The organism is Promicromonospora sp. NPDC019610 (assembly GCF_044389365.1).
Classification (GTDB): domain Bacteria; phylum Actinomycetota; class Actinomycetes; order Actinomycetales; family Cellulomonadaceae; genus Promicromonospora.
The window spans coordinates 1,013,104-1,038,828 of the sequence record NZ_JBIRXX010000002.1; the positions used below are offsets into that span (position 1 = coordinate 1,013,104).

General features: G+C 71.8%; 14 protein-coding genes. 7 read left to right on the forward strand and 7 right to left on the reverse strand.

Annotated elements, in window-relative coordinates; genetic code table 11:
* The first annotated feature begins 178 nt into the window (after positions 1-178).
* The 3 genes from ACH45N_RS16220 to ACH45N_RS16230 all read left to right on the forward strand — a co-directional run bounded on the left by ACH45N_RS16220 (position 179) and on the right by ACH45N_RS16230 (position 3,361).
* Positions 179-1,468 (forward strand): ABC transporter substrate-binding protein, encoded by a 1,290-nt coding sequence (locus tag ACH45N_RS16220; protein ID WP_397395622.1) that lies wholly within the window; start codon positions 179-181, stop codon positions 1,466-1,468.
* Between the two features lie 106 nt (positions 1,469-1,574).
* Positions 1,575-2,477, forward strand: coding sequence for a carbohydrate ABC transporter permease (locus ACH45N_RS16225; RefSeq protein WP_397395624.1), 903 nt, complete (start codon positions 1,575-1,577; stop codon positions 2,475-2,477).
* Positions 2,474-3,361: a carbohydrate ABC transporter permease gene (locus tag ACH45N_RS16230; protein WP_397395626.1), complete on the forward strand. Its 888-nt coding sequence runs from the start codon at positions 2,474-2,476 to the stop codon at positions 3,359-3,361. Before ACH45N_RS16225 ends, ACH45N_RS16230 begins: the two co-directional genes overlap by 4 nt.
* Positions 3,362-3,426: 65 nt before the next feature.
* Here ACH45N_RS16230 and nhaA read toward each other — a convergent pair whose 3' ends face one another.
* Complete coding sequence (nhaA, locus tag ACH45N_RS16235) at positions 3,427-5,328, reverse strand: Na+/H+ antiporter NhaA (RefSeq protein WP_397395628.1); 1,902 nt, start codon at positions 5,326-5,328, stop codon at positions 3,427-3,429.
* Positions 5,329-5,469: 141 nt separating this feature from the next.
* Between nhaA and ACH45N_RS16240 the strand changes: the two genes are divergently transcribed.
* Both ACH45N_RS16240 and ACH45N_RS16245 read left to right on the forward strand, forming a co-directional pair.
* Positions 5,470-6,471: a hypothetical protein gene (locus ACH45N_RS16240; protein WP_397395630.1), complete on the forward strand. Its 1,002-nt coding sequence runs from the start codon at positions 5,470-5,472 to the stop codon at positions 6,469-6,471.
* Positions 6,472-6,607: 136 nt separating this feature from the next.
* Positions 6,608-11,299, forward strand: a complete 4,692-nt coding sequence (locus ACH45N_RS16245) for a S8 family serine peptidase (protein ID WP_397395632.1) — start codon at positions 6,608-6,610, stop codon at positions 11,297-11,299.
* Positions 11,300-11,522: 223 nt separating this feature from the next.
* Here ACH45N_RS16245 and ACH45N_RS16250 read toward each other — a convergent pair whose 3' ends face one another.
* Complete coding sequence (locus ACH45N_RS16250) at positions 11,523-14,108, reverse strand: hypothetical protein (RefSeq protein ID WP_397395634.1); 2,586 nt, start codon at positions 14,106-14,108, stop codon at positions 11,523-11,525.
* Between the two features lie 330 nt (positions 14,109-14,438).
* Between ACH45N_RS16250 and ACH45N_RS16255 the strand changes: the two genes are divergently transcribed.
* Together ACH45N_RS16255 and ACH45N_RS16260 are read left to right on the forward strand one after the other, a co-directional pair.
* The gene (locus ACH45N_RS16255; protein ID WP_397397481.1) at positions 14,439-15,668 is read left to right on the forward strand and encodes an amidohydrolase; all 1,230 of its coding nucleotides are present in this window, start codon (positions 14,439-14,441) and stop codon (positions 15,666-15,668) included.
* Positions 15,669-15,922: 254 nt separating this feature from the next.
* Positions 15,923-16,393 (forward strand): hypothetical protein, encoded by a 471-nt coding sequence (locus tag ACH45N_RS16260; RefSeq protein ID WP_397395636.1) that lies wholly within the window; start codon positions 15,923-15,925, stop codon positions 16,391-16,393.
* A 13-nt stretch (positions 16,394-16,406) separates the two neighbouring features.
* Here the strand turns inward: ACH45N_RS16260 and ACH45N_RS16265 are convergent, their stop codons facing one another.
* The 5 genes from ACH45N_RS16265 to ACH45N_RS16285 form a co-directional block, all read right to left on the reverse strand.
* A complete protein-coding gene (locus ACH45N_RS16265; RefSeq protein WP_397395638.1) occupies positions 16,407-17,237 on the reverse strand; it encodes a GGDEF domain-containing protein in 831 nt (276 codons plus the stop codon).
* Between the two features lie 113 nt (positions 17,238-17,350).
* Complete coding sequence (locus tag ACH45N_RS16270) at positions 17,351-17,827, reverse strand: hypothetical protein (RefSeq protein ID WP_397395640.1); 477 nt, start codon at positions 17,825-17,827, stop codon at positions 17,351-17,353.
* Positions 17,828-17,838: 11 nt separating this feature from the next.
* On the reverse strand, positions 17,839-24,165 hold the full coding sequence (locus ACH45N_RS16275; RefSeq protein WP_397395642.1) for a polymorphic toxin-type HINT domain-containing protein: 6,327 nt from the start codon (positions 24,163-24,165) through the stop codon (positions 17,839-17,841).
* Between the two features lie 607 nt (positions 24,166-24,772).
* The gene (locus tag ACH45N_RS16280) at positions 24,773-25,189 is read right to left on the reverse strand and encodes an ACT domain-containing protein (RefSeq protein ID WP_397395644.1); all 417 of its coding nucleotides are present in this window, start codon (positions 25,187-25,189) and stop codon (positions 24,773-24,775) included.
* Positions 25,186-25,722 carry an OsmC family protein gene (locus ACH45N_RS16285; protein ID WP_397395646.1) on the reverse strand — a complete coding sequence of 179 codons (537 nt, stop codon included), beginning with the start codon at positions 25,720-25,722 and terminating at the stop codon, positions 25,186-25,188. Before ACH45N_RS16285 ends, ACH45N_RS16280 begins: the two co-directional genes overlap by 4 nt.
* Positions 25,723-25,725: the final 3 nt, after the last annotated feature.

The following is a 25,725-nucleotide window of genomic DNA, read 5'->3' on the forward strand; positions in this document are numbered from 1 at the left end:
CTTGACACCAAGGCTTCACGGCCGTTCGATAGGACCCGGGTTCACGGGCGTACAGGCGCGCCCGGCCGGTCCACAGGTACGACGCCGTCCTGGCCGCGAGGAGAATTCACCCTCGCCAGGTACGACGACGCCGTCCGGGTCGGTGCTCCAGCGACCGAGGAAGGTTGAGGGACCCCAGATGCGAGTGAACCGGAGGATGACCGCGACGGTGGCGACAGCCGCTGTGCTCGGTCTCACGCTGGCCGCGTGCGGCGGCAGCGGTGACGGTGGCGAAGGCAGCGGCGAGAGCGGCAGCGCCGACCAGGTCGAGGTGTTCACCTGGTGGGCTGCCGGGTCCGAGAAGGCCGGCCTCGACGCCCTGGTGGGCGTGTTCAACGAGCAGCACCCCGACATCGAGTTCGTCAACGGCGCCGTCGCCGGTGGCGCGGGCTCCGCGGCGAAGGACCTGCTGCAGACCCGTCTGCAGGCGCAGGACCCGCCGGACACGTTCCAGGCCCACGCGGGCGCCGAGCTGCAGGACTACATCGACGCCGCGCAGATCGAGGACGTCTCCGACCTCTACGACGAGTTCGGCCTGACGGACGTCTTCCCGGCCGACCTGGTCGACCGGCTCTCCACGGAGGACGGCGCGATCTACTCGATCCCGTCGAACATCCACCGCGCGAACGTCGTCTGGGCCAACCCGACGGTGCTCGAGGACAACGGCATCGACCCCGAGGCCGAGTACGCGGACCTCGACGCGTGGATGGCCGACCTGGAGAAGCTCGACAAGGCCGGTGTCACGCCGCTGTCGGTGGGCACCACGTGGACCCAGGTCCACCTGCTCGAGACCGTGCTCCTCGCCGACCTGGGCGCGGACGGCTACAGCGGCCTGTGGGACGGCTCGACCGACTGGGAGGGCCCCGAGGTCACGGCGGCGCTCGAGGACTTCGAGACGCTGATGAGCTACACCAACGACGACCGTGACGGTCTCGACTGGCCCGAGGCGACCCAGATGGTCATCGACGGCAGCGCGGCGTTCAACGTCATGGGCGACTGGGCCGTGGCGGCGTTCGAGGAGCAGGACAAGGTGCTCGGCACGGACTTCACGGCGGCCCCGGTCCCGGGGACCGACGGGACGTTCGACTTCCTGGCCGACTCCTTCACCCTGCCGGTCGGCGCGCCCCACCCGGACGGCGCGAAGGCGTGGCTGGAGACCGTGGGCTCGCTCGAGGGCCAGGTCGCGTTCAACAAGGCCAAGGGCTCCATCCCGGCTCGGACCGACGCGGACCCCGCCGAGTTCTCGGAGTACCAGCAGACCGCCATCGAGTCGTTCGCGAACGACACGATCGTGTCCTCGCTGGCGCACGGTGCGGCCGCCCCGGTCGCGACGCTGAACGCGATCTCGGACGCCACGAGCAAGTTCACGACCGGTGCGTCCGACCTCGCCGGCTTCCAGTCCGAGCTGGCCTCGGCCACGCAGAGCTGACACCCGGGCGCGAACAGCTCCCGCGTAACGCACACCGCCGTACGTCGCGCGCCGTCGGGTCGATCCCGACGGCGCGCGGCTGCGCCCACTCCTCCGAGGTACCTACATGCTGAACAAACTGCGGCGCGTCGGGCCACCGCTGCTCATGCTCGCCCCGTCCCTGATCCTCGTCGGCGTCTTCGTCTACGGGCTGATCGCCGCCAACTTCACCACGTCCCTGACGGACAACCACACGGCGGCGCAGGCCACCGGGCAGAAGCCGGCCGTCTTCGTGTGGTTCACCAACTATCTCGACCTGCTGGCCAGCGAGGACTTCCAGCACTCGCTGATGAACCTCGTGCTGTACACGGTCGTGTTCCTGGTCGGCACCATGATCATGGGCTTCCTGTGGGCCTGGATGCTGGAGAAGCCGGTCAAGGGCGAGGGACTGTTCCGCTCGGTCTACCTCTTCCCCATGGCGGTCTCGTTCGTCGCCTCGGGCGTGGTGTGGCGCTGGCTGCTCAACTCCAACCAGGACGAGCAGGCCTCCGGCCTGAACCGCCTGTTCCAGATCGTCGGGCTCGACGCGCTGCAGAACAACTGGTGGAACAACGTCACCTTCGGCATCATCGCGATCGCCATCCCGGCGATCTGGCAGCTCTCGGGCTACGTGATGGCGCTCTTCCTCGCCGGGTTCCGCGGCATCCCCGAGGAGCTGCGCGAGGCGGCCCGGATGGACGGCGCCTCCGAGTGGAAGCTCTACCGGCACGTCCTGTTCCCGCAGCTCTCGCCGGTCGCGCTGTCCGCGCTGATCATCATCGGCCACATGTCGCTCAAGGCGTTCGACCTCATCATGTCGATCTCCAAGCCGGCGAACTACCAGACCAAGGTCCCGGCCGTCGACATGTTCGTGTTCAAGTCGAGCTTCGACTACGCGAACGCCGCCGCCGTCGGCTCGATCCTGCTGATCATCGTCGCGATCGTCATCGTGCCCTACCTGATCCGCACGAACCGTGAGGAGAAGCGATGACCGCCGAAGCCGAACAGCTCACCGCGCACCGCCCGGCGCCCGTCGCGCCGCGCGTGCACAAGGGCCGGTACTCGCTCGCGCGCACGCTGAAGTACGTGGGCCTGATCTTCTTCCTGATCGTCGTCCTGATCCCGGTGTACGTGCTGCTGGTGACCAGCTTCAAGGGCACCGGCGACGCCGACCCGAGCCGCGCCTGGGCCCTGCCCCAGATCTGGACCACGGAGAACTGGGCCGCGGCGTGGACCACGCTGGCGCCCGCCATCGGGCGCACGCTGGCGATCGTCGTGCCGAGCTCGATCATCTCGGCGTTCCTCGGCTCGCTGAACGGGTTCGTGCTCTCGCGCTGGAGCTTCAAGGGCGCGGACATCGTGTTCACGCTGATCCTGTTCGGGATGTTCATCCCGTACCAGGCCGTGATGATCCCCCTGACCCAGCTCGTGCTGAACATCGGCATACCCACCGGTGTGCCCACGCTGATCATGCTGCACGTGGTCTACGGCATCCCGATCACCACGCTGATCTTCCGCAACTACTACCAGACCGTGCCGCACGAGCTCATCGAGGCCGGGCGCGTCGACGGCGCGGGCATGCTGCGCACCTACTGGTCGATCGTGCTGCCGATCTCGATCCCCAGCTTCGTGGTGGTGCTCATCTGGCAGTTCACGTCGGCGTGGAACGACTTCCTGTTCGCGGTGTTCTTCTCGTCGTCCCAGAACGGCCCCGTGACCGTGGCGCTGAACAACCTTGCCAACGGCGCGCTGCTGCAGAACTACGGCGTCTCGATGGCCGGTGCCCTCTTCGCGTCGCTGCCGACCCTGCTGGTCTACATCATCCTCGGCAAGTACTTCGTCGGCGGCCTGATGTCGGGCTCGGTCAAGGGCTGACCCCCCACCACCCCCGGACGTGTCAGACGTACAGGTCACCCGGGTGACCTGTACGTCTGACACATTCAGTCGTTCGGGACGGCCGACGACGGGGTGACCGGGGCCGGGGCCGGCGCCGTCGTCTCCAGGGCGTGGATGAGCGACCGCGCGTCGTACGGGCCCGTGTGCCGGCGGCCGTTGACGAAGAACGTCGGCACCGCGGTGACCTCCATCGCCTCGGCGTCGAGCACGTCGTCGCGCACCCGGCCCGCCACCTCCGGGGAGACCAGGTCCCGCTCGAACCGCTCGACGTCGAGCCCGAGCTCCGCCGCCCGCCGGACGATGTCCGACGGGAGCTGGTTCTCCTGGTCGAGCAGCAGGCTGCGCTCCATGTCGAAGAACTTGCCCTGCAGCGCCGCGGCCTCCGCCGCCTCGGCTGCCGCGACGGCGTTCGGGTGGTACCGGTCCAGCGGCGCGTGCCGCCAGACGTACCGCAGCCGGTCGCCCAGCTCGCGGTGCACCTCCTGGATGGCGCCCGAGGCCTTGGAGCAGAACCCGCACTGGAAGTCGCCGTACTCCACCAGCGTGTACGGGGCGTCGGCCGGGCCGAACACGTGGTCCCGAGCCGGGTCGACCGGGCGCAGCAGCGTTGCCCCCGCCTCCTTGGACGGGTGCACGCGGTCCGAGATCTTGAAGATCACGGCGGCGAGCAGGAACGCGACCACCGACGCCGTGAGCACGCCCACGCGCGCCTCGTTCTGCACCGCGGCGTCCTCGATCGCGAGGTCCACGATGAACAGCGAGATCGTGAAGCCGATGCCGCACAGCGCTCCGCCGCCGGCGAGCCGGTCGAGCGTCAGCCCGGGCCCGAGGTCCCCGAGGCGGAACACGCGCATCACCGTCCCGGTGCCCAGGACGCCGATGAACTTGCCGACCACGAGGCCCACGACGATGCCCCAGGTGATGGCCGAGCCGGCCGCTGCGGCCAGGATCTCGGGACTGATCTGCACGCCCGCGTTCGCCAGTGCGAACAGCGGGAGGATCACGTACGCCACGTACGGGGCGTAGGCCGACTGGAGCCGCTCGTTGATCGAGATCGACTCGCGCAGGCTGTTGGCCGCGGCCCGCGCGTAGTCGCTGTTCGGCGACTGCCGGAACGTACGCGCCAGGGTCAACGCGTGCTCGACGTCGCGCCGGCTGGGCCGGTAGACGGGCACCAGCAGCGCGATGGCCACTCCCGCGAGCGTCGGGTGCACGCCGGACGCCAGGAAGGCCGCCCACACGACGATCGAGAGCGTGGCGTAGATCGGCCCGCGGCCGGTGGGCACGTATCGCGTGAGGTAGACGCCGACCAGGCCCACGGCGGCGATCACCAGCGGGAGCGGGTCGAAGTTCTCGGTGTAGACGAGCGCGATGATGCTCAGCGCGCCGATGTCGTCGACCACCGCGAGCGCCAGCAGGAAGACCCTCAGCCGGCCGGGCGCGCGCGGCCCGATGAGCGCGAGCGCGCCGACGACGAACGCGGTGTCCGTCGAGATCACGACCCCCCAGGCGTGCTCCCAGCCGGAGCCGCGGGCGATGAGCGCGTAGAGCACGGCGGGCACCACGAGCCCGGCGACGGCGGCGGCCACCGGGACCATGGCGCGCGACCAGCTCGTGAGCTCGCCGATCGCGAACTCGCGCCGCACCTCCAGGCCGACGGTGAAGAAGAAGATCGCCATGAGCGCGTCGTTGACCAGGGCGTGCAGCGTGAACTCGAGCTGGAAGTCACCCACCCCGACGTTGAGGTGCGTCTCCCAGAACTCGCTGTACGACTCGAAGGAGACGTTCGCCCAGAGGATGGCCGCGAGGGTCCCGACCAGGAGCAGGAGCGCACCGAGGCGGCTCTGGCCGAGCGAGCGGATCCACACGGCGATGGACGGCCACCCTGGTCCCGGGTCGTGCGTCTCGGGGTCGGGTGACCGCTCGATAATGGTCAGGTTCGCCATCTTTTCTCCTGTTTCGCGGGTCACCACGGCCGGCCGGCATGAAGATCAGTGAATCTTGTGGCTCAGATTAGTGGGCGGCTCGCCGCGCGCCGGGTTATTTCACCCGCTCCCGGACGACGTCGCCTGACCTACGCTGACCCCATGCCCCCCGAGCCCGAGCCCGACCTCGACAGCGACTTCGAGGCCGTCGGCATCGACGACGACACCCGGCTGGTCTACCGGTACGTGCTGGCCCAGGGCACGGTCCGGGTGGAGGACGTCGCCCAGGACGTGCCGCTGGAGGGCACCGACCACGCCGCGATGCTGGCGCGGCTGCGCACGGCCGGGCTGATCAACCGCACGAGCGGGAGCGACGGCGAGTACACGGCGGTCGACCCGCGTGTGGCGCTGCGGGCGCTCACGGACCGCACCGCCGCGCAGCTCGACCGCGTCCGGGCGACGATCCCGGACCTGGCCGGCCTGTTCGAGCAGGCCTCCGACGCCGCGGGTGCCGGCGCCGGCGTGCACGTGATCGACGACCCCGCGCTGATCGGCGCCTGGTACACGCGCATGGAGCACGAGGTGACGGCCGAGTTCATGGCGTTCGACCGGCCGCCGTACGTGCTGGCGGACGAGAACCCCGTGGAGCCGCTCGCGCTGGCCCGCGGCGTCCAGTGGCGGGCCGTGTACGCGGCGGAGGTGCTGGACATCCCCGGCGCGTGGGCGGAGCTGCGGCACGCGGCGTCGGTGGGCGAGCAGGCCCGGATCGCGCGGACCCTGCCCACCAAGCTGGCCATCGCCGACCGGCGCACCGCGCTGGTCAGCACGGACCTCGACCCGCAGCACCCGGCCGCGGTGGTGGTCGAGGGCGGCCCGCTCGTGGACCTCCTCGTCGCCGCGTTCGAGGCCGTGTGGGCCGACGCCGTGGAGATCCCGGCGTCCGACAGCCTGGAGGGCACCGCTGCCCCGGACCGCGGACCGAACAAGGACGACCGGGCGCTGCTCGCGCTGCTCGGCTCGGGGGCCAAGGACGAGGCGATCGCGCGCGAGCTCGGGCTGTCCGAGCGGACGCTGCGGCGGCGGAGCGCGGACCTGCTGCGCCGGCTGGGCGCGGCCAACCGCTTCCAGGCGGGGGTGCAGGCGGTCCGCAAGGGCTGGCTCTGACACCTGGGTGCGGCGGGGTGAAAAATGCCCCCGTGCGTGACGCCCGTGTAAAACCTTGCGGCCGGTACCGGCCAGTGGCCAGAAACGGCCATTACGCCCATTGCTCGCACAGGGTAGCGCGGGCTAGACAGCCCTCATGCAACCTCTGCCCTCCGGCCGCCGCCGGGGTCTCCTCCTCGGGAGCACCCTCGTCTCGGCCTCCCTGGTCCTGTCACCCGGAGCCGCCGTCGCGGCCCCGGACGTCGCACCCGACGCCGATCCGGTGCGCGTCATCATCGAGCTCGACTCCCCCACGGCCGCCGACGTCGTCGGCCAGGAGGCGGTCGCCGCCGCACGTACCGCCACGGGCGCCGGTGCCGCCCGGGCGCGCAGCGCCTTCGCCGCCGAGTACCGCGCCGCCGTCGACGAGGTCGAGGACGCGCAGGGGGGCGTCACGTCCTGGGCCGAGCAGCGGGGCGTCGAGCTCGACAAGCCCGAGTCCGTCACCGGCCTGCTGTCCGCCGTCGTCGCCACCGTCGACCCCGCGGACCTGGCCGAGCTGCGCTCCGCCCCCGGCGTCGCGCGCGTCACCGAGAGCGCCGCGGTGCGCATCCTCGGCGACGAGGCCAACATCCCCGCCACCGGCGCCCCGCAGGTCTGGGACCGCACCGACGCCGACGGCGCCGCCGTCACGGGCGAGGGCCGCACCGTGGCGATCATCGACACGGGCATCGACTACACGCTGGCCGACCTGGGCGGCGGGTTCGGCCCCGGCCACCGCGTCGTCGACGGCTACGACTTCGTCAACGACGACGCCGACCCGATGGACGACCACATGCACGGCACCCACGTGGCCGGCATCGTCGGCGCCGGCGGGGACAACCTGACCGGCATGGCGCCCGACGTGACGTTCACGGCGTGGAAGGCCATGGACGCCAACGGCGGCGGTACCACCGAGGACCTGCTGCTCGCGCTGGAGGCCGCGACCGACCCGCTGGGCGACCACCCGGCCGACGTCGTGAACATGAGCCTCGGCACGCCCGGCGACGGCACCGACCCGCTGGGCCGCGCCTCCACCGCCGCCGTGCGGCAGGGCGTCGTGGTCGTGGCCGCGGCCGGGAACGCCGGACCCGGCGACCAGACGGTCAGCTCGCCGGCCGCCGCCGAGGGCGTCATCGCCGTCGGCGCGCAGGTGACCGGCGTGGCCGACCCCACGCTGACCCTCGACGGCGCCGCGCCGGGCGACGACCCGCGGCCGCTGGACGTGACCCGCTTCCCGATGTCGGCCAACCCGCCGGCCGAAGGCCTCACGGGCCGCCTGGTCGACGTCGGCGACGGCTTCGACGAGGAGGACTACGAGCAGGCGGGCGACGTGCGCGGCGCCATCGTCGTCCTGCAGAGCATGACCGCGACCTCCCTGGGTCAGGTGCAGGGACCCCACCTGCTGCAGGCCCAGCTCGCCGAGGAGCACGGCGCGATCGGTGCCCTGCTCTACACGCCGAGCCCGACCGACCCCGCCGGCGACGGCGGCGCGGGGCCGCAGGGCTCCGCGAACATCCTGGCCGGCGGCGGCTTCGACCTGCGCCGCGAGTCGCTGGTCATGATGAACATCAGCTCGGCCCAGTACCAGACCTTCAAGTCCGAGGTCGCGGCCGGCACCGTCTCGGGCACCATCGGCTCGGTCGACCAGACCGACACGATCACCGACTTCAGCTCCCGCGGCCCGAGCGACGCCATGACGCTCAAGCCCGAGATCGTGGCGCCCGGCTTCGAGATCATGTCCGACATCCCGGCGATGTTCGGGGTGGACGGCGACCAGTACCGGATGTCCGGCACCTCGATGGCCGCGCCGCACGTCGCCGGGGCGGCCGCCCTGCTGGCCCAGGCGCGGCCCGAGCAGACCGCGGAGCAGCTCCGCGCGACCCTCATCGGCAGTGCACAGCCGCTGGGGTCCGACGACGCCGACGTGTCGCCGTCCGCCCAGGGCGCCGGCAAGCTCGACATCGCCGCCGCCGTCGACCAGAAGGTCACGGCAGCCCCCGACGCCGTCTCCCTGGGGCTGGCCGACATGGGCGGCAAGCCCACCCGGACCAGCACCGTCGTGCTGCGCAACTCCGGCACCAAGGCCGTGACGGTCAAGCTGTCGGCGAAGCCGGCCACGACCAGCACCGGGAAGGCCGAGCTCTCCGCGCGCCAGGTCAAGGTCCCGGCCGGCCGCAGCGCCTCGGTCGACCTCACGGTCACCCCGGACACCACTGCCCCGGACGCGGGCGGCACCGAGACCTCCGGCGTCGTGGTCGGCACCGTCTCGGACGGCACCACCGTGCGCATCCCGTACGCGGCCTACGTGCGGCCGCTGCAGGTGCAGTCCTCGCCGACCCTAGCGACCGGCAGCACCGAGGTCTTCGTCTACGCGCCGATGACACCCGAGGCGACGCCGACCGCGACGGCGACCGCGCCGTCCGGCGAGAAGTACACCGCCGCGCTTACCGCAGTCGGCACCAGCCCCGGCTGGTACCGCGGCACCGTGCCGCTCGACGAGCCCGGCACCTACCGGCTCGACGCCCGCGCGACCGTGACCGGCCGCACCCTGACGGGCACCGGCGGCGTGCAGTCCGAGGGCGCCGACCAGCCGGGCGCGTGGGAGCAGGTCGGCCTCTCGGGCGCGGCCCGCGAGCTCGCCACCTCCCCCACCACCCCGGGGACCGGACTGGCGATGGGCGGATCCGGCGTGCACCCGTTCGTCACCACCGACTACGGCGTCACCTGGGAGCGGGTGCGCAGCATGCCCGTCGCCGACGGCTGGGGCATCCCCGTGGCCGACACGACGACGCCGGGCGGGTTCTACGTGGCCCTCAACGGCGCCGCCGGCCGGGTCACGCTCGACCCCAGCTACTCCGGTCGCATCGTGCACACGCCCGACGCCGGCCGGACCTGGACCGTGCTGCCCTTCCCCGATGTCGCGATCAGCGAGCTCGTCGCCCACGGTGACGCGCTGGCCGCGGTCACCGAGGACGGCCTCTACCTGAGCAAGGACGGCGGGCAGCGCTGGAGCCGCGTCGCCCCGGAGTGGGGCGGGCTCGTGTACGGCGCCGCGTTCGCGGACGACGACCTGCTCATCGCCACCTACGACGGCGTCTACCGGATCGCCGACGTGCTGTCCGGTGGCCAGGAGGTGACCCGGCCGTACGTCACGACCGACTACTCCGACCGGCCGCAGGGCGTCGTCGCGGAGGGGTCCACCGCGGTGCTGGTCCGCGGCGACGGCGTCGCGCTCACCTCGGCGGACGCCGGGGCCACGTGGACGGAGGGCGCCGACACCGAGCAGTCCTACGTCACCGTCACCACCCTGACGAACGGCACCGTGTACGCGTCGGGCCTGTCGTCGTACAGCACGAGCGACGACCTCGGCAAGACGTGGCAGACCCACCCGCTGCCCGTGCGCGGGCCGCTCGCCACCGACGTCGACCACTGGCCCGGCACGCCGGACGAGCAGCTCGTGATGTCGATGGAGAACGCCGGGATCTTCACGACCGACGACGGCGAGGAGTGGACCAAGGCCGGCGTGTCCGGCACCGACGTCTCCGGCGTGCACGCCGGCGTGGACGACGACGGCGAGCCCGTGCTGCGGGCCGTCGACTTCGAGGGCCTGCACCAGCAGCCGCTGGCCGAGCTCGGCCCCGACGCGCAGGACTGGGGCTCGATCGGCCACGAGGGCGTCATCGGCCGACAGATCTCCGAGGTGGCCCAGTCCCCGCTCGGCGACCACGACGTCTGGGCCGTGGGCACCAACGCGTTCGGCGGCGGCCGCATCCTGACGGCGGGCGCCGGCGAGTCGGACGCCGACCTCACCCAGGTGGGCCCGACCGGCGGGTTCAGCCCGACGGCGCTGGCCGTCTCCCCGCACGCCGAGGACACGGTGGCCGTCGGCTACACCTCGCTCGTGGACACCGGCCTCATGGTCTCGACCGACGGGTTCGAGACCTGGACCAGCTACGCCCACGGGGTGCTGGTGCAGCAGATCGTCGTCGACCCGGTCGACGAGAACCGGCTGTGGCTGGCGACGTCGTCCGGCCTGTACCGGTCGGACGACCTCGGCAGGACGATCACCCGGCTGACGCAGGACGAGGCGCGGTCCGTGTGGGTCGACCCGGCCGACACCGACCACGTGGTGGTCGGCGAGACCCCGGGCATCCGGGTCAGCACGGACGGCGGCAGGACCTTCGCCGACGCCGAGGTGCCGAACTCGTCCGCCGCGGTGGGCACGTTCGTGGCCGTCGAGGTGCCGGACGGTCCGGCCGCCGACACCGAGCTGCTGGTCGCGGGTGCGGCCCGCTGGCGCCCGTACGGCCTGGCGGCCAACGGGGCCGGGGTGCTCGTCTCGGCCGACGGCGGCGCCACGTGGGCGTCGGCGTCGCACGACCTGACGGCGATGTCGGTGCGGTCCCTGACCGTGAGCCCCGACGGCGCCTGGGTCTACGCGGGCAGCGACGAGGGCGGCGTGCACCGCACCGCCGTCAGCGCGCTGGTGCCCGCCGACCTGCTGCCCGCGGCGACCACGACGCAGATCAAGGCCCCGGCCTCGGTCCGCCCGCTGGAGCCGTTCCTGGTCAAGGTCACCGTGTCCGCCGACGACGTCACGCCGTCGGGCCGGGTGACCGTGACCGTGGGCCGCGAGGACGACCGGCACCCGTACTCGCGGACCGTCAAGCTGCGCCACGGGACGGCCGACGTGCTGGTGCCCCCGCTCCTGCGGGCCGGCGCCTACACGATCACGGCGGAGTACGCCGGGACCGACGACCTCGCGGCGTCGGAGGCGACCGCGGACCTGGAGGTGAAGCGGCGCTGAGGGTCTGCTGTGGGCCTTCTGAGGGTCTGCTGTGGCTCTGCTGAGGTGCGGTGCTGAGGTGGAGCGCTGAGGTGGAGCGCCGAGGTGGAGCGCCGGCCGGCCGGGTGGTCGGTAGAACGTCAGATGGTCGGTAGAACGTCAGGTGGTCGGTACCCCGGGGTGCCGACCACCTGACTTTCTACCGACCATCTGACGCCTTGCCGGTCATCTGACGTTCTACCGACTACTCGTACCTCTGGCGGAGCGTTGACGCCCGGCGGCGGGCCGTGCGGATCAGCGCCCAACCACAGGCGAGCAGCACGACCGTGAGGCCGAGCACCGCGGTCACGTCGGCGCCGGTCGCGGCGAGGCCTCCGCCGGGGCTGCTCGCGCCGGTGCCGGAGCCGCCGTCCCCGCCCGCGTCGCCCGTCCCGCCGGAGCCGCCCGCCCCGCCGGAGCCGTCACCCGGCGGCGGCGTCGGGGAACCGGTCGGCTCGGGCGTCGGCGTGGGCGTCGGCCCCGTCGCCTCGTCGTCGTTCACGATCGTGCAGGTCGTGCTCGTGCCCGCCGCCAGCGCCACCGTCTCGCCGTCGACCGCCACGGGCTCGTCCGCGTCGTCGACGCAGGTCCACCCCGTGCTCGTGTACCCGTCGGGACCCGACTCGGACAGCGCGTACTCGCCCGCGACCACCTCGACGTCGGTCACGTCCGGCGAGCCGCCCGGGCCCGTGACGGGCGTGGGGCCGTCGGCGTCGAGCTCGAAGTCGGCCGGCCCCGCCGTCCCGCCGTCGTCGTTCACGACCGTCTTGACGAGCGTGAGGAACGTGGGGCACGTGACCGTGTTGGTCACGACGACCTCCCGGAACGGCAGGCCGGCGGTCGTGTCGTACGGCAGGGCGGCCGGATCGTCGAGCGCAGCGCCGTCGACGGAGGTGACCTCGGCCGAGACGGCGGTGCATCCCGGCGGCAGGTCGGCGGTCTCGTCGACGGTGACGGCCTCGTCCACGTCGTAGCCGACGCGCGGGTCGCCCCACGGCTGCGCGGTGGCCGCGGCACCGGCCGGGCCGGTCAGGGTCGCGTCGGCCGTGAAGCCGGCGGGCTGCTCGCCGTCGGCGTACGCCTCGCCGTCGACGACCCACTCCTTGTCGACGACGATGCCCGCCGACGGCCGGTTGTAGACGGTGCAGGAGACGAGCGCCGTCGCCGGGAGGTCGACGACGAAGCCGGGCCGCGCCGCGTCGTCGACGTTCGTGACGTCCACCGGGTCACCCGTCGACCGGTTGACGCACACCGCGTTCTGCCCGCCCGGCGCGACCAGCTCGTACCCGGGCTGCTGGGTCTCGGCCACGGTGACGTCCGACGTCAGCGTGCCGGTCGGGTACTCCAGGTCGAAGTTCACGCCGCCGGTGCCGTCGTCGGTGGTGGTCGCGGTGGTGGGGTCCACGGTGACGCCGGGTTCCGCCGCGCTCGCGTCGAAGACCCAGCCCGCGCCGGCCGGGACGGACCCGCTGACGTCGTCCCCCGTGTTCTGCGCCGGCACGATCTCCTTGAAGACGCTGACCGACCCCTGGCACTGCGACAGGGCGAGGTCCTGGAGCGCCGCGCCCGCCTCGGCGTAGTCGTCGGCGTCGAAGTAGTCCGCCTCCAGCACGTTCGTGCCGTCGAACAGGGTGGGCCCGGACAGGGCGCGCAGGTTGAGCTGCGTGACGTCGTCCACGCCGTCACCCACGCCGAGGGCCACCAGCCGCGAACCCTCCCCCTTGACCGCGTTGGCGGAGTAGATGCCGTTCTCGACGTCGCGAAGGTGCGTGGTGCCGCCGGTGCCGAGCAGCGGGTCGGCGCTGAACCGGGTGGGGTTGCCGTCGGTGATCACCACGGTCAGCTCGTAGTCCGGAGCAGCGTCGGCGACCGCCCACAGGCCGCGGTCCCAGTTGGTGCCGCTGCCCGTGGTCCAGCCGGCGTAGACGTCCTTGAAGTCGTCGGCGCCGGCCTGCGTCGCCACGTTCACCAGGTCCGGGAAGTTCGCGCCGACGCTGGTGCTCGGCGAGCTGCCGTCGAACGAGAAGACGGCCATCCGCGACGGCGTGCCGACCAGCGCGTCGGTGAAGGTGTTCGCCGCGCCCTTGAGCGCCACGAGCTCGCTCGAGCTCACCGACGACGACAGGTCGAGCACGAGCGCGACGTCCAGCCCGCACTGCTCGGGCAGCGGCGGGTTGGTCCGCGACTGCTGCCAGACACCCTCGGAGTCCGTCACGGGACGTCCGCTGCCGGCGGAGCCGAACATGAAGTCGGACGTCGACGAGTAGGTCGCGCCGCCCGCGAGCGCCGGCGTCTGGAAGACGTACGGGCTCTCGGTCGAGCTGGAGCCCGAGCCGGGTCCTGTCCGCAGGGTGGGGCTGGTGAACCAGCCGGACGGCGCCTCGACCTGCCGCACCCACCACTGCGCGCCGGCGTTCGCGCCGCCTGCCGCGGTGTCGGGGACCACGAAGCTGCAGTCGCCGTCGGCGTCGGAGGTGCACAGGCCCCAGTCCGGGTCCACGGGGTCGGCCGCGTCCGCGGTGGCGAACAGGCCGAGCGTGACGCCGGCGAGCGGCGAGACGGTCCGCGTGCCGGTCCGGTCGGCGCCCACCGCGACGGTGACCACGGACTCGTCGGGGGCGGGGGCAGGCACGACGGCGGGCACGACGACGGCAGGGGCACGGACGGCGGCATCGGGAGCCGCCAGTATCGGGGACCCGGCGGCCGGGGCGACGGCGCCCGTGCCGCCGAGCGCGAGCAGCGCGGCGAGGACGGTGGACCAACCGGTGCGCAGCGTGACTCTGCCTCTCATGGAACCCTCTCCGCCCTGGCCGCACGCCCGGGGCCGGTCCAGCCTCTCAGCCGCCGTGGGACTTGTCGCGCGGTCCCGGTCGCGCGCGGATGCCGCCCGGATGCCGCTCGGATGCCGCGGCGGGCCGTCGCAGCGCGGAACCGGCACGGCGGTGCGAGGGTGGGGCGCATGACCGTTCCCCCTGCACAGCCGGACGCCCTGCCCGAAGCACTGCCGGGCGCTCCGGGCGCTCCGTCGAGCTCCGTCCCCGCCGCCCGTCCGGCCGCCGGGCCTGACGCCCGTCCCGCCGCCAGGCCTGACGTCGACGCCGTCCTCGCACCGCTCCCGGCGCTGCTGCCGGGTCTGCGCGAGATCTACGTGGACCTGCACGAGCACCCGGAGCTGTCGTACGAGGAGACCCGGACCGCGGCGCTGGTCGCCGAGCGGCTGGCGGCGGCCGGGTACGTGGTGCACCCCGGCGTCGGCGGGACGGGTGTCGCGGGCGTGCTGACCAACGGCGACGGCCCGTGCGTGCTGCTGCGCGCGGACATGGACGCCCTGCCCGTCACGGAGGACACCGGGCTGCCGTACGCCAGCACCGTCCGCACCACGACGGCGGACGGCGTCGAGTCGGGCGTCATGCACGCCTGCGGGCACGACGTGCATGTCACCGCCCTGCTCGGCGCGGCCGACGTGCTGGCGCAGGGCCGGTCCGCCTGGTCGGGCACGCTGGTCGTCGTCTTCCAGCCGGCAGAGGAGCTGGGCACGGGCGCCCACGCCATGGTCGACGACGGGCTGTACGACCTCGTGCCCCGCCCCGACATCGTGCTGGGGCAGCACGTGGCGCCCGTCGCGGCGGGCCTGCTCGGGCTGCACGCCGGGCCGGCGTTCGCGGGCACCGACATCCTGGACATCCGGCTGGTCGGCCGGGGCGGTCACGGCTCGCGCCCGGAGGCCACGGTGGACCCAGTCGTGATGGCGGCGTCCACGGTGCTCAAGCTGCAGACGATCGTCTCGCGCGAGGTCGCGGCCGGCGACGCCGCCGTCGTCACGGTGGGCCGCCTCCAGGCGGGCACCAAGGACAACATCATCCCGGACGAGGCCCACCTCGGCGTGAACGTCCGGTCGTTCGACGAGGCCGTGCGGGCCCGCGTGCTGGGCGCGATCGACCGGATCGTCCGCGCGGAGGCCGACGCCGCGGGCGCGCCGCAGCCGCCGCAGATCACGCCCGGCGAGTCGTTCCCGCCCCTGTACAACGACCCGGCGGAGACCGAGCGCACGCGCGCCGCGCTGGCCGCCCGGTTCGGCGCCGAGCGGGTCATCGACCCGGGCGCGGTATCGGGCAGCGAGGACGTCAGCGTGCTCGCCACCGCCGTCGGCGTGCCGCTGGTCTACTGGCTGCTCGGCGGCTGGGACCCGGCCGCCTTCTTCGCGGCGGAGCAGGCCGGCACGACGGACCGCGACATCCCGTCCAACCACTCCCCCCGGTTCGCGCCGGTACCGCACCCCACCCTGGAGACGGGCGTGACGGCGCTCGTCGTGGCGGCCCTGGACCGGTTGGAGGCGCCGGCCGAGGCTTGACGCGGACTCCTCGGCGGCGCTTGTCCCGGCGGCGTGGGGCACCTCGAGCCCGTGTCGAGCCGGCCGCGGCAAGACCTACTCCCCCAGGTGCGTGACGGAGAGTGAACAGTGAACACTGTCTACTCTCCGTGAACACCGTTGGCGACGTACCGATGACTTCGCGCCTCGCTCGTCACTCCGACGCTGCGCAGCCTGCTCCTGCGTGCGTTGCCCGCGCCCTTCTCAACCACGCGGGGCCGTGGTTGGCTTCGGCCGTGGAAATCATCGTGACCAGCGTCGTCGCCGTCCTCGGAACCCTGCTCGGCTCGCTCGCGACCCACTACTTCCAGCGCCGCAACCGCGCCGACGCGGAGCGCTTCGAACGCGGCGAGCGCCTGCGCCAGGAGCGGGTGAGCGCGTACACGACGTTCGGCGGCGCGCTGGTCAACCTGCGCCGGGCGCAGATCGACCGCTGGTTCGCCGAGCACCGGGAGCGCGCCGGAGATCCCGAAGCGCTCAGGTACGAGAGCTACCGGATGCGCACGAACGCGCTCGAAGCGCTCTTCCGGGTCCAGCTGGTGACCGAGTCCAAGGAGCTGATCGAGCTGGGCCAGCAGGCGATGGACGACATCGACCTGCTCACGTCCGACCTCCCGGCCGACGAGCTCAGCGATGCCCGCGACGCGGCCAAGGCGAGCATCTTCAGTTTCGTCGAGGCGGCCCGCGAGCATGTCGAGGTGGCGTAGCAGGTGATCTGGCTCAGTCTTGTCGAACAGGCCTGCTCGCGTCGCCACGACGACAAGTGGATGACGACGTCCATCTGCGCGCGTCGCGCTTGATCTTTGCCTCCGAGCGGCGTCGCGCCCAGCGCTTGGCCTCGTAGAGTGCGGTGTCAGCAGCCCTTATCAGGGCGCCGAGGTTCGACCCCGGAAGCACCTCTGCGATGCCCAACGAAACTGCAGTGCTCAAGGCGGTTCCACGCACCCAAATCGGTTCCGCGATCTCCGCTCGAAGGCTGTCCAGCTCGTCCGGCGCCGGAAACGCGTGGAGCGCGAGCACGAACTCATCGCCGCCCCACCGACCGATCAGGTCGTCCTGCGCAAAGTGACTTCGCAAGCGCTCCGCCACGGCTCGCAGCACCCGGTCACCCGCATCATGCCCGTAGGTGTCATTGATCGACTTGAAGGAGTCAAGATCCGCGATCAGGACAACAGCCGGAACGAACGGAACGCCATGGTCCAGGGCGTGCTCGACACGCCGCGCCCATGCCCCGCGGGCCCATACCCGGGTAAGCCCGTCATGCTCGGCCAGCAACAACCGACGCTCCGTCTCCCGCAGGCGCCGTTCGTGTTCCCCGAGCTGTCGACGCGCAACGCCTATCTCACCTGCGACCTTCGCGGACCAGCGGTCAGCATCGGCAGCCTTCCACTCTGCATCGGCCGCACGCCGTTTCGCGGCTCGCAGCCGCAGCCACATGACAGCAACGAGTGTCGCGAACGAGAAAGCAAGGACGAGCGAGGGATCACGAAGCCTGCGCACCTGAATCAGGCACCAACTGCCCAGGAAGAAACGGGTCGCGCACAATGCCATCACCCCCGCACCCGACGAGCACATTCGGCCTGAGACAGAACGGACTTCGCTTCAGGGTGGCTGCCGCGAGCACGTCGACCACGCCTGAAGAGCCGTCACGCGTCGTTGCCTCCCTATCCGCAGTCATCTTCACGTACTGGTCCTAGAGACCGAAGCTTCGACACATCGCTCATCGGGAACTCAATGCCGCCCCAGTCCTTCGAGTACTCGTCGGCACCACCGTGCTGTGCGATCACGCTGTCCGCAACGACCACGACCTGGGAGATGTACTCCGCAACCGGGAGACGACCTGACCAGAGGAGGTCTCCACCGCCCCAGCGTTCCTCCGACCATACGTCCGGGAACTGGACGACCTGCACGTAAACCTCACGTGCCGCGTCTTGAAAGAACAAGTACGTTCCCCCTGGCTCACCCGGCAGAACTGCGATGGCGGAGCTCGACCCGCACCTGAGGTCCAACGCTGAGCGCACCAGCGATCCCAGACCGTTCCCCACGTAGGTGGTGTGCATCGAAATGGCGGCGCCCATGTACCTCCATGTCAGGTCCGCACTCGAACCCACCGCGCCGGTTCGCCACACGAGCTCGAACACCGTTTCATTCGTCATCTGGGATACGCCGTTCGCAGCGACCCGTTCGGGTTGAGAATCACCTCGATGATGGTCTCACCACGCGACCCGATCGGATACTGCATATCGACTGTGTGGATCGTGCCGTCTCGCGGCTGCCCAGTTGCCGGATCCGGATAGTTCTTCTTTCCCTGAGTCTGTGCCGCATCCTCGATCAGGCCGCCGATGTCGTCCAGCTCCAGGTACTGCGAGAACGTCGTGTTGGTAGGAGTGACGCCCGGGCTGCCGTCGACATGTTCGTTCAGAACATGCTGCCATCCGTCGCCGTCATAGAGATTCCCGCAGTTATGGACGAGAACGGCCACATCACCCGCGACTGCGTAGTACGTGTGGTCACGGTCCACCGAGACGTTGTGCACCACTGCTTGTTTGCGCTCAACCTCGACACCAACGACCTGGACCCACGTGCCCGCACTCGTCCTGAGCCAGTCACCGGAACGTAGGTCGATCGCGTCGACCCACGCTTCCTGCGCCGCGTTCCAGAACGGGTGCCCGTCAGTCGCGACTATCTGCTGCTTGTCGCCGTCGTCGTCCCGAAGGGTGACCGTGACAAGCGTCTTCGTGCCCTCGCCTCTGATGTGCGCAGTCACCAACCGTGTGCCGGCTCGCTCGCCGGACACCTCATTTCCGGCAAGCACCTCGTCCCCAGGCTCAATGTTCTCGATCGGCTTTCGAGCGCCGTCCGCCAGCAGCACCAAGGTGCCTGACACGAAGCTGTTGGCGGTCTCGCACCGCGGCTTCGGTTCAACGGGCTTGGCACTGTCGCCCTTGCCTGTGGTGTCAGCCTTCTTCTTGGCCGCCTGCGCCCGCGCCTTCGCCTTCGCTTCTGCGGCGAGCTGTCTGACCTTCGCGTCCGCCGCAGCCTTCGCCTTCGCCGCCTTGGCCGCCGCCTCCCGAGCCGCCTTCGCAGCCGCCGCCTTCGCGGCCTCCGCGGCCTGTTTCGCCTTCTTGGCCCCCGAGAGAATCTTCTGGGCCCACTTGAGCTCGCTGGAGAAGGTCAGCACGGCCTTGCCGGCCTTGTAGATGGCCTCGCCGATCTTCGCCGCCTTGAAGATCTTGCCCCAGGGCAGCGCGCCGACGACGAGCATCACGCACGCGCCCAGGTCGCCGTTCAGGCAGTTCATCAGGTCGTTGATCCCGAGGAACTCCATGAGGATCTGCCCGCCGGCCTCCAGGATGACGTCGAGCATCGACTTGCCCTGGAGCTGCTGCGCCTTCGCCACGTCCTCGGCGCTCGGGCCCTCGACCTCGGCGCCGGGGTCGTTCGGGTTGGACGTCGTGTCCGCGCCGGTCGGGCTCTCGGTGGTGCCGCCGCCCGTCGGGCCCTCGATCTCCCGCTCGCCCGTCGGGTCCGTGAACACCATGGGGTTGTTGCCCGCGTACGCGTACGGCGACGAACCGATCGGCTGCGCGCCCGCCGGGTCCATGGTCGAGAACCGCCCCGTGCCCGGGTCGTAGTTCCGCGCCCGCATCGCGTAGTTGCCCTCGCCCGTCGTCGGATCGAGGTACGCGCCCGCGAACCGCATCGGGTTCTTGACCGTGTCCCCGGGCTGCGCGTCCGCCAGCGGCCCGACGCCGGTCAGCGTCGCGCCGTCAGCAGAAGCACCGTCACCCGAAGCACCGTCACCCGAAGCGCCGTCACCCGAAGCAGCGCCGTCCTCGCCCGCGGCACCCCCAGCAGCCTCGGCGACCGCCCCGGCGAGCGTCGCCCCCTGCCGCGGGTTGCCGAACGGGTCGTAGTCGTACCCCTCCTCGACCTGCCCGTCGGCCGAGAGCATATTCGCCACGCCGCCCAGCCAGTCGTGCGTGTAGACGTGCGGCCCGCCCTGCGACTCCAGCAGCGCGAGCGGCTCGTCCGTGGGCCCGTAGGCGAACGCCTGCCGGCCCTGCACCACGCCGTTCACGTCCGTCAGGGTGTCGACGGCGATGTTCTCCAGCGACCCGTTGACGTCCCACGACCAGTGCCGCGTCTTCGCGCCCGCGCCCACCCCAGTGATCGCGTCCAGCCGCATGCGTGTCGCGTCGTAGGTGTAGTTCGTCCGCACCCCGCCCACGGTCGCGCGGGCCAGCGTGCTGTCCAGGTTGTACTCGAGCCGGTCGTCGCCTGCGCGTGTCTGGTTGCCCAGCAGGTCGTAGCCGTACTCCTTGCGCTCGACCTTCGGCCCGCGGTCGTCCTTGCCGAACGTGACCTCGCGCAGCAGCTGGCTCGCGTGGTCGTAGGTGTACCGGGTCAGGTCGTCGCCCGCCGTACCGGTCCGCTTCTGCTCGGTCCGGTTGCCCAGCAGGTCGTACTCGTACGAGATCCGGCCGGCGGCCTTGCTCCTCGGGCCGCACTCGTGGGCCGCGTAGCAGGCGTCCGTCACGCGGTTCGCGTCGTCGTACGCGTAGGCGACCCCCTCGGTCACGCCGCCGCGCGTCGTCATGACCTTCGTCGGGTTGCCCACCTCGTCGAGCGTCAGGTCGAACGCCGACACCGGGTCCTGCACGCCGTCGACCGGGTCCCCGGTGCGCTCCGTGCCGATCGAGATGAGGCGGCCCGCGTCGTCGTACGCGCGTTCCTCGGTCAGGCCCGTGGCCGCCGGGAGCGTCGTCGCCGTCCGCCGCCCGGCGACGTCGTACGCGTACTCCCAGCGTGCGCTGCTCGCGCCCGCCGAGCCGCCGGCCGCCGTCGTGGAGGCGAGCCGCGAGTCGTCGTCGTACGTCGAGGTGATCCTCGTGCCGTCGGGGTAGGTGCGGTCGGTGATGTTGCCGCGCTGGTCGTACCCGTAGGTGAAGGTCTCGGCGGCCTGGTTCGCCTCCTCACGGACCACCTTGGTGATCTGGTCCTCGTCGTCGTACGTCACCGTGCGCACGCCCAGCGGGTCGCCGTACGACGTCGTCCGGTCCTTCGCGTCGTACCCGTACGTGTACCCGGGCCCGTTCGAGCCGACCTGCTGGCTGGTCAAGCGGCTGCGCAGGTCGTACACCGAGGTGATGGTGCGCTCGGCCCGCTCGGCCTCGCTCAGGTCGTCCAGGTCCTCGCCCCGGTCGGTCGTGATCGACGAGACTGCGTTCGACTCCGCGTCGTAGCCGACGTGGGTGGTCCGGCCCAGCGGGTCGGTGGTCGCCTGCGGGCGGCCGGCCTCGTCGTAGGTGACGTGCGTGCGCCCGCCCTGCGGGTCGCGGACGCCGACCACGCGGCCGTCGTCGTCGTAGGCGAGCACGGTCGCGAACGCCTGCGAGAACAGCGGCAGCCGCGGCGCGTCCGGCTGGCGCACGTGGCTCACCTGGTCGTCGTCGCGGTAGGCCACGTACGTGGTCCCGCCGCGCGCGTCCGTCACCTCGGTCGGGCGGCTGTTCTCGTCGTACGTGGTCGACGTCGTGTTGCCGAGCGGGTCGATCTCGCGCACCCGGTTGCCCGCCAGGTCGTACTCGTAGCGCGTGGTGAAGCGCGCCTTGTCGGCGCCCTCGACGTTGCCGCGCGGCTCCGTGACCGACGCGAGCAGCCCGTCGTCCGTGTACGCGTACGTGGTGACGCCGCCGACCGGCGAGATCTCCTTGATCTTGTTGCCCGCGGCGTCGTACTCGGTGCGGGTCGTCTTGTCCCCGGCGTCGGTGCGCCGGGTCTGCCGGCCGTTCTTGTCGTAGCCCATCGTGGTGGTACGGCCCTTGGTGTCCGTCACGGAGCTCACCTGGCCGGTGTTGCTCCGCTCGAAGCTGGAGGTCTTGTTCAGCTCGTTGATCGACGCCGTCGTGCGGTCCAGGGCGTCGACCTTGATGTCGCGGTCCACGTGCTTGCCGCCCGGGTACGGCATGCGCATCCGGACGGGGTTGTCGTTCGCGTCGTAGAAGTACTCCGTGGTGAAGTCCGCCCGGTTCGCGCCCGGCACGTTGCCACGCGGCGAGGTCACGGTCTTGACCAGGCCCTTCGCGTCGTACGTGTACGACGTCGTCAGGTCGTCGCCCCGCATCCGCACGCCCTCGGCCTTGCGCCGTCCGGCCGCCGTGTAATCGAACACGAGCACCCGGCCGCCCGCCTCGACCTTCGACTGGAGGCCGTTGTCGAGGTAGCTGTAGCTGCTGACCACGCCCTCGGGCGAGATCTCGCGCGCGAGCCGGCCGACGTCGTCGTACACGGACCGCCAGCCGTGGGTCTTGCCCGGCTCCTCGACCTCGACCACGCGGTCCTGCTCGTCGTAGCGGGTCTGCGTCGTGTAGCGCCGCCGGTCGCGCGGGTCCGCGGTGCCGCGCGGGTCGGTCTGCGCCACCTGGCGCCCGGTCTTGTCGTAGAAGTACTCGCTGCGGCGCCCCTCCGGCGAGACGACGGCGGACAGCAGCCCCGCGTTCTCCTCGCCGTCCGGCAGGTACTCGTAGCGCGTGACCTTGTCCCGCTGGTCCGTCGTGGACGTGCGCAGGCCCCGGTCGTCGTACTCGTGCGTGACGTCGTTGCCCTCGGCGTCGACGCTGCGCACCAGCTCGTCGAACGCGTTGTACGTGTTCTTCCAGACGTTCCCGTTCGCGTCGGTGAACTCGATCGGGTTGTTCCGGTCGTCGTACTTCGTCCTCTCGTCGAAGCCCTGCGGCGCCACGGCCTGCGTGGGGTTCCCCTGCGCGTCGAACCGGACCACGTGCTGGTACTGGTTGCCGTTGACCACGAGGTTGCGGTCCAGCCGGGCGTTGTACCGGTGGTTGTCGGCGTCGCCGGTGCTGCGCTGGCTGTAGAGCAGCACGTTGCCGCGGTAGCCGTCGTACACGGAGACGTCGTCGGCGTCGGTGCTGCGCGCCTCCTGCTTGTCCGCGTCCCACGCGAACGTCATCTCGGCACCCACGCCGTCGCGCTGGGCGACGACGCGCCCGCCGGTGCCGTACTCGTTGTGCACCGCGACCACGTCGTGCGGGTCCACCACCTCGGCCAGGCGGCCCTCGGCGTCGTACCGGTACGCCCAGACGTTCCCGCGGGCGTCCTTCACCTTGCTGAGCAGGCCGTCGGCGTACTCGAACCGCACCTGACGGCGGTCGGGCAGCGCCACCTTCTCGATCAGCCCGTCGGCCAGGTGGGCGACGACGGTGCGTCCGGACGCGTCGGTGATCCGGACCTCGTCGCGGTCCACGTCCCGGCCCGCGCCGCCGGCGCCGTGGTCGTCGACCTCGACGTAGGCCAGGCGGACGCCGTCGTCGCGCGGGCTGAGCACGGCCGAGAGCCGGCCGGCGGCGTCGAACTGGTAGCGCACCTGCCCGGGGGTGACCAGGGACCAGCCGTCGCCGTCCTTCCGCAGGTTGGAGCGCACGCCCGGCGGGCGCGTGTACCCGTCGCCGTCCGGGGTGTAGAGCGCCTCGGCTCCGTCCTCGGCGCGCACGATGACGCCGTCGTCCGTGGGCGTGACGCGCATGTCGTACGACCACGCCCAGCCCACGCCGAACGGCCCCTGACGGTTGTTCGCCGAGGAGTAGGTGCGGGCGCTGCCGAACGAGATGCCGAACGACGCCATCTGCAGGTCGCGCTCGACGCGCACGAACGCGCCGGTGCCCGTGTTGACGCCCACGCCGCGCTTCGCCTGCCCGACGGCGGTGGGGGCCAGCGCGTTCCCGCAGCCGCAGCCCGCCGCCTGGTCGTCGGGGATCGCCGGCGGCAGGATCGTCGCGCGCGGCCGGGAGTCGCCCGACGGGTCGGAGACCACCTCGTCGCCGCCCGGCAGCACCGCCGCGACCGTGACGAAGTAGGTCCTGTCCTCGTCGAGCTCCCAGCCGTCCTCCGCGCCGAAGCTCCGGCAGAAGTCCGCTTCACCGCAGAACCGCGGGCCCTCCAGCTCCGCACGGCTCAGCCGCACCGACTCCTGCTCGGTCTGGTCGTCCCCCTCGTACAGGCGCACGACGGCGGCGGTCCAGTCCGGGTCGACGTCGCCGCTGTCGAAGTACAGGACCAGCGAGGTGTCGCCGAGCAGGAAGCCCGGGCGCAGGTCGATCCCGGTGAAGCTCGCGGCGGCGGCGTTCGGGCGGGTGCTCGTTGCGGTGGGGGTCGTCAGCGCTCGCCACGCCGTCGGCGTCACCTCCGCGGGCTCGCCGCCGGCCCGCACGGCCTCCGGCACCACCGGCGGACGTTCGTCCTCGGCGTAGGCGGTGGACCGCCGCACCCCGGCCGGCATCGCCCGGTCGGCCGGGCCCTGCCCCGCCGTGGCGGCCTGGGGCACGGAGGCCGCCTCGGCCTGCTGCTGCGGTGCGACGGCGATCAGCAATGACGCCGAGAAACCGACCGCTACGGCCAGCGCCAACCAACGCCGGAGCAACCAGGTGCTGACAAGGTGGTGCGCACGTGCCTCGGACATCGCCAACCCCCGTGTTGGTGTGTTTCCTGAGGAGCCGGGCCGCTGGGCAGCAACCCGACATCGAGTGTGAACACGCTGAACATTTCCTACAACTGGTTTATCCGGCTTTTCGCATTCATATACATTTAGTCAGGGTGAAAAGCGCAGGTCAGAAGGCTATTCACGGCCGGAAAACTTGTTCGGAATCGGCACCCGGTGCGGCGCCCCGGCGCTCACCGGTGCCAGCGACGGGATCGGCGCGGCGGCCGCGCGCCTGTTGTCCGACGCCGGCCACCGCGTCGCCGTCGTCGGACGCTCGCCGGAGAAGACCGAGCAGGCCGCCCGCCCACTGGGCGGGTTCGAGCCGACGCTCCAGGTCAAACCACCTGGCGCCCTTCCTGCAGACCAACCTGCTGCTCGACACGCTCCGGGCGAGCAGCGCCGCCGTCGTCCAGACGTCGAGCGTGGGCGCGCGGCTGTTCGGCCACCTCGACCTGGACGACCTGGACCCCGACCGGGACTTCACGCCCCGCCTCGTCTACCGACTCCCCTGCGGGGCCGCCCGACATCCCCTTTGAGGCCCGGGTTTCTTCGCTTTGGGCGGCCCCAAAGCGAAGAAACCCGGGCCTCAAAGGTGAGTTGTCTCCCGGCCCCATGGCGCGACGACCTCCCGGCAGGACGCGACGTCGTCGTCCGCGACCAGCAGCACCAGGTTGCCCCCGTGGTCGCTGTACTGGACCCGCACGTTGACCCGCGCGTCCCCCAGCCGCCGCGCGACGGTGCCGAGCTGACCGGGCGTCTCCTGGTCCAACCGCGCCAGCACCACGTCGCGCACCACCGCCGGCCCGAGCCCCGCGGCGGTGACGGCGCGCAGTGCCCGGTCGCCGTCGTGCACCAGGTAGTGGGCCACGGCGACGTCGCCCACCGTGAACACGCCGCCGCCCTCCAGGCTGACGCCCGCCGCGCCGAGGGCCTCGCCGAGGTCCGCGAGCGTCCCGGGACGGTCGGGCAGGCGGACCTCCAGGTCTCGCAGGTGGGTGCTCATCCGACCGTCACCGCTCCGACCAGCACCGTCACGGTGACCTCGACGGGGACGGCGAGGGAGGCGGCCACGTAGCAGGCGTGGTGCGCCTGCTCCGCCAGGTCTCGCACCAGGGCCTCGTCCGTCCCGGCCGCCACCCGGACGGTCACGGCCAGGCGGATCGTGCCGAGGCGCGCGGGCGTGGCGGTCAGGTCCAGGTGGCTGGTGGCCGCGTCGTCGTAGGCGAGCACGTCCACGCCGGCGCGGGCGGCGGCGCCCAGGAAGGAGAGCAGCTGGCACGACGACGCCGCCAGCACCACGAGCTGCTCCGGGTTGAGCCGGTCGGGGTCGCCGCGGAAGGCGGAGTCGGCGCTCAGCTCGACGACCGGTGTGGCGGGGGCGGCGGTCGCGACGTGGTCGCGGGAGTAGGAGCGGATCCCGCCGCCGGTGGACCCGGCCCAGTGCAGGCGGGTCGCGTAGGGGTGTGGCTGGTTCACGGATGACGGGGGCGACGCGGGCTGGGCTGTCCCCTGCGGGGCGATGCGTGGCTGGCTCATGCC

Coding starts and splice junctions, on each gene's coding strand:
- ACH45N_RS16265 (WP_397395638.1), bottom strand. CDS start 17,237: ATGGCATTGTGCGCGACCCGTTTCTTCCTGGGCAGTTGGTGCCTGATT.
- ACH45N_RS16275 (WP_397395642.1), bottom strand. CDS start 24,165: ATGTCCGAGGCACGTGCGCACCACCTTGTCAGCACCTGGTTGCTCCGG.
- ACH45N_RS16230 (WP_397395626.1), top strand. CDS start 2,474: ATGACCGCCGAAGCCGAACAGCTCACCGCGCACCGCCCGGCGCCCGTC.
- nhaA (WP_397395628.1), bottom strand. CDS start 5,328: ATGGCGAACCTGACCATTATCGAGCGGTCACCCGACCCCGAGACGCAC.
- ACH45N_RS16245 (WP_397395632.1), top strand. CDS start 6,608: ATGCAACCTCTGCCCTCCGGCCGCCGCCGGGGTCTCCTCCTCGGGAGC.
- ACH45N_RS16220 (WP_397395622.1), top strand. CDS start 179: ATGCGAGTGAACCGGAGGATGACCGCGACGGTGGCGACAGCCGCTGTG.
- ACH45N_RS16280 (WP_397395644.1), bottom strand. CDS start 25,189: ATGAGCACCCACCTGCGAGACCTGGAGGTCCGCCTGCCCGACCGTCCC.
- ACH45N_RS16250 (WP_397395634.1), bottom strand. CDS start 14,108: ATGAGAGGCAGAGTCACGCTGCGCACCGGTTGGTCCACCGTCCTCGCC.
- ACH45N_RS16285 (WP_397395646.1), bottom strand. CDS start 25,722: ATGAGCCAGCCACGCATCGCCCCGCAGGGGACAGCCCAGCCCGCGTCG.
- ACH45N_RS16240 (WP_397395630.1), top strand. CDS start 5,470: ATGCCCCCCGAGCCCGAGCCCGACCTCGACAGCGACTTCGAGGCCGTC.
- ACH45N_RS16225 (WP_397395624.1), top strand. CDS start 1,575: ATGCTGAACAAACTGCGGCGCGTCGGGCCACCGCTGCTCATGCTCGCC.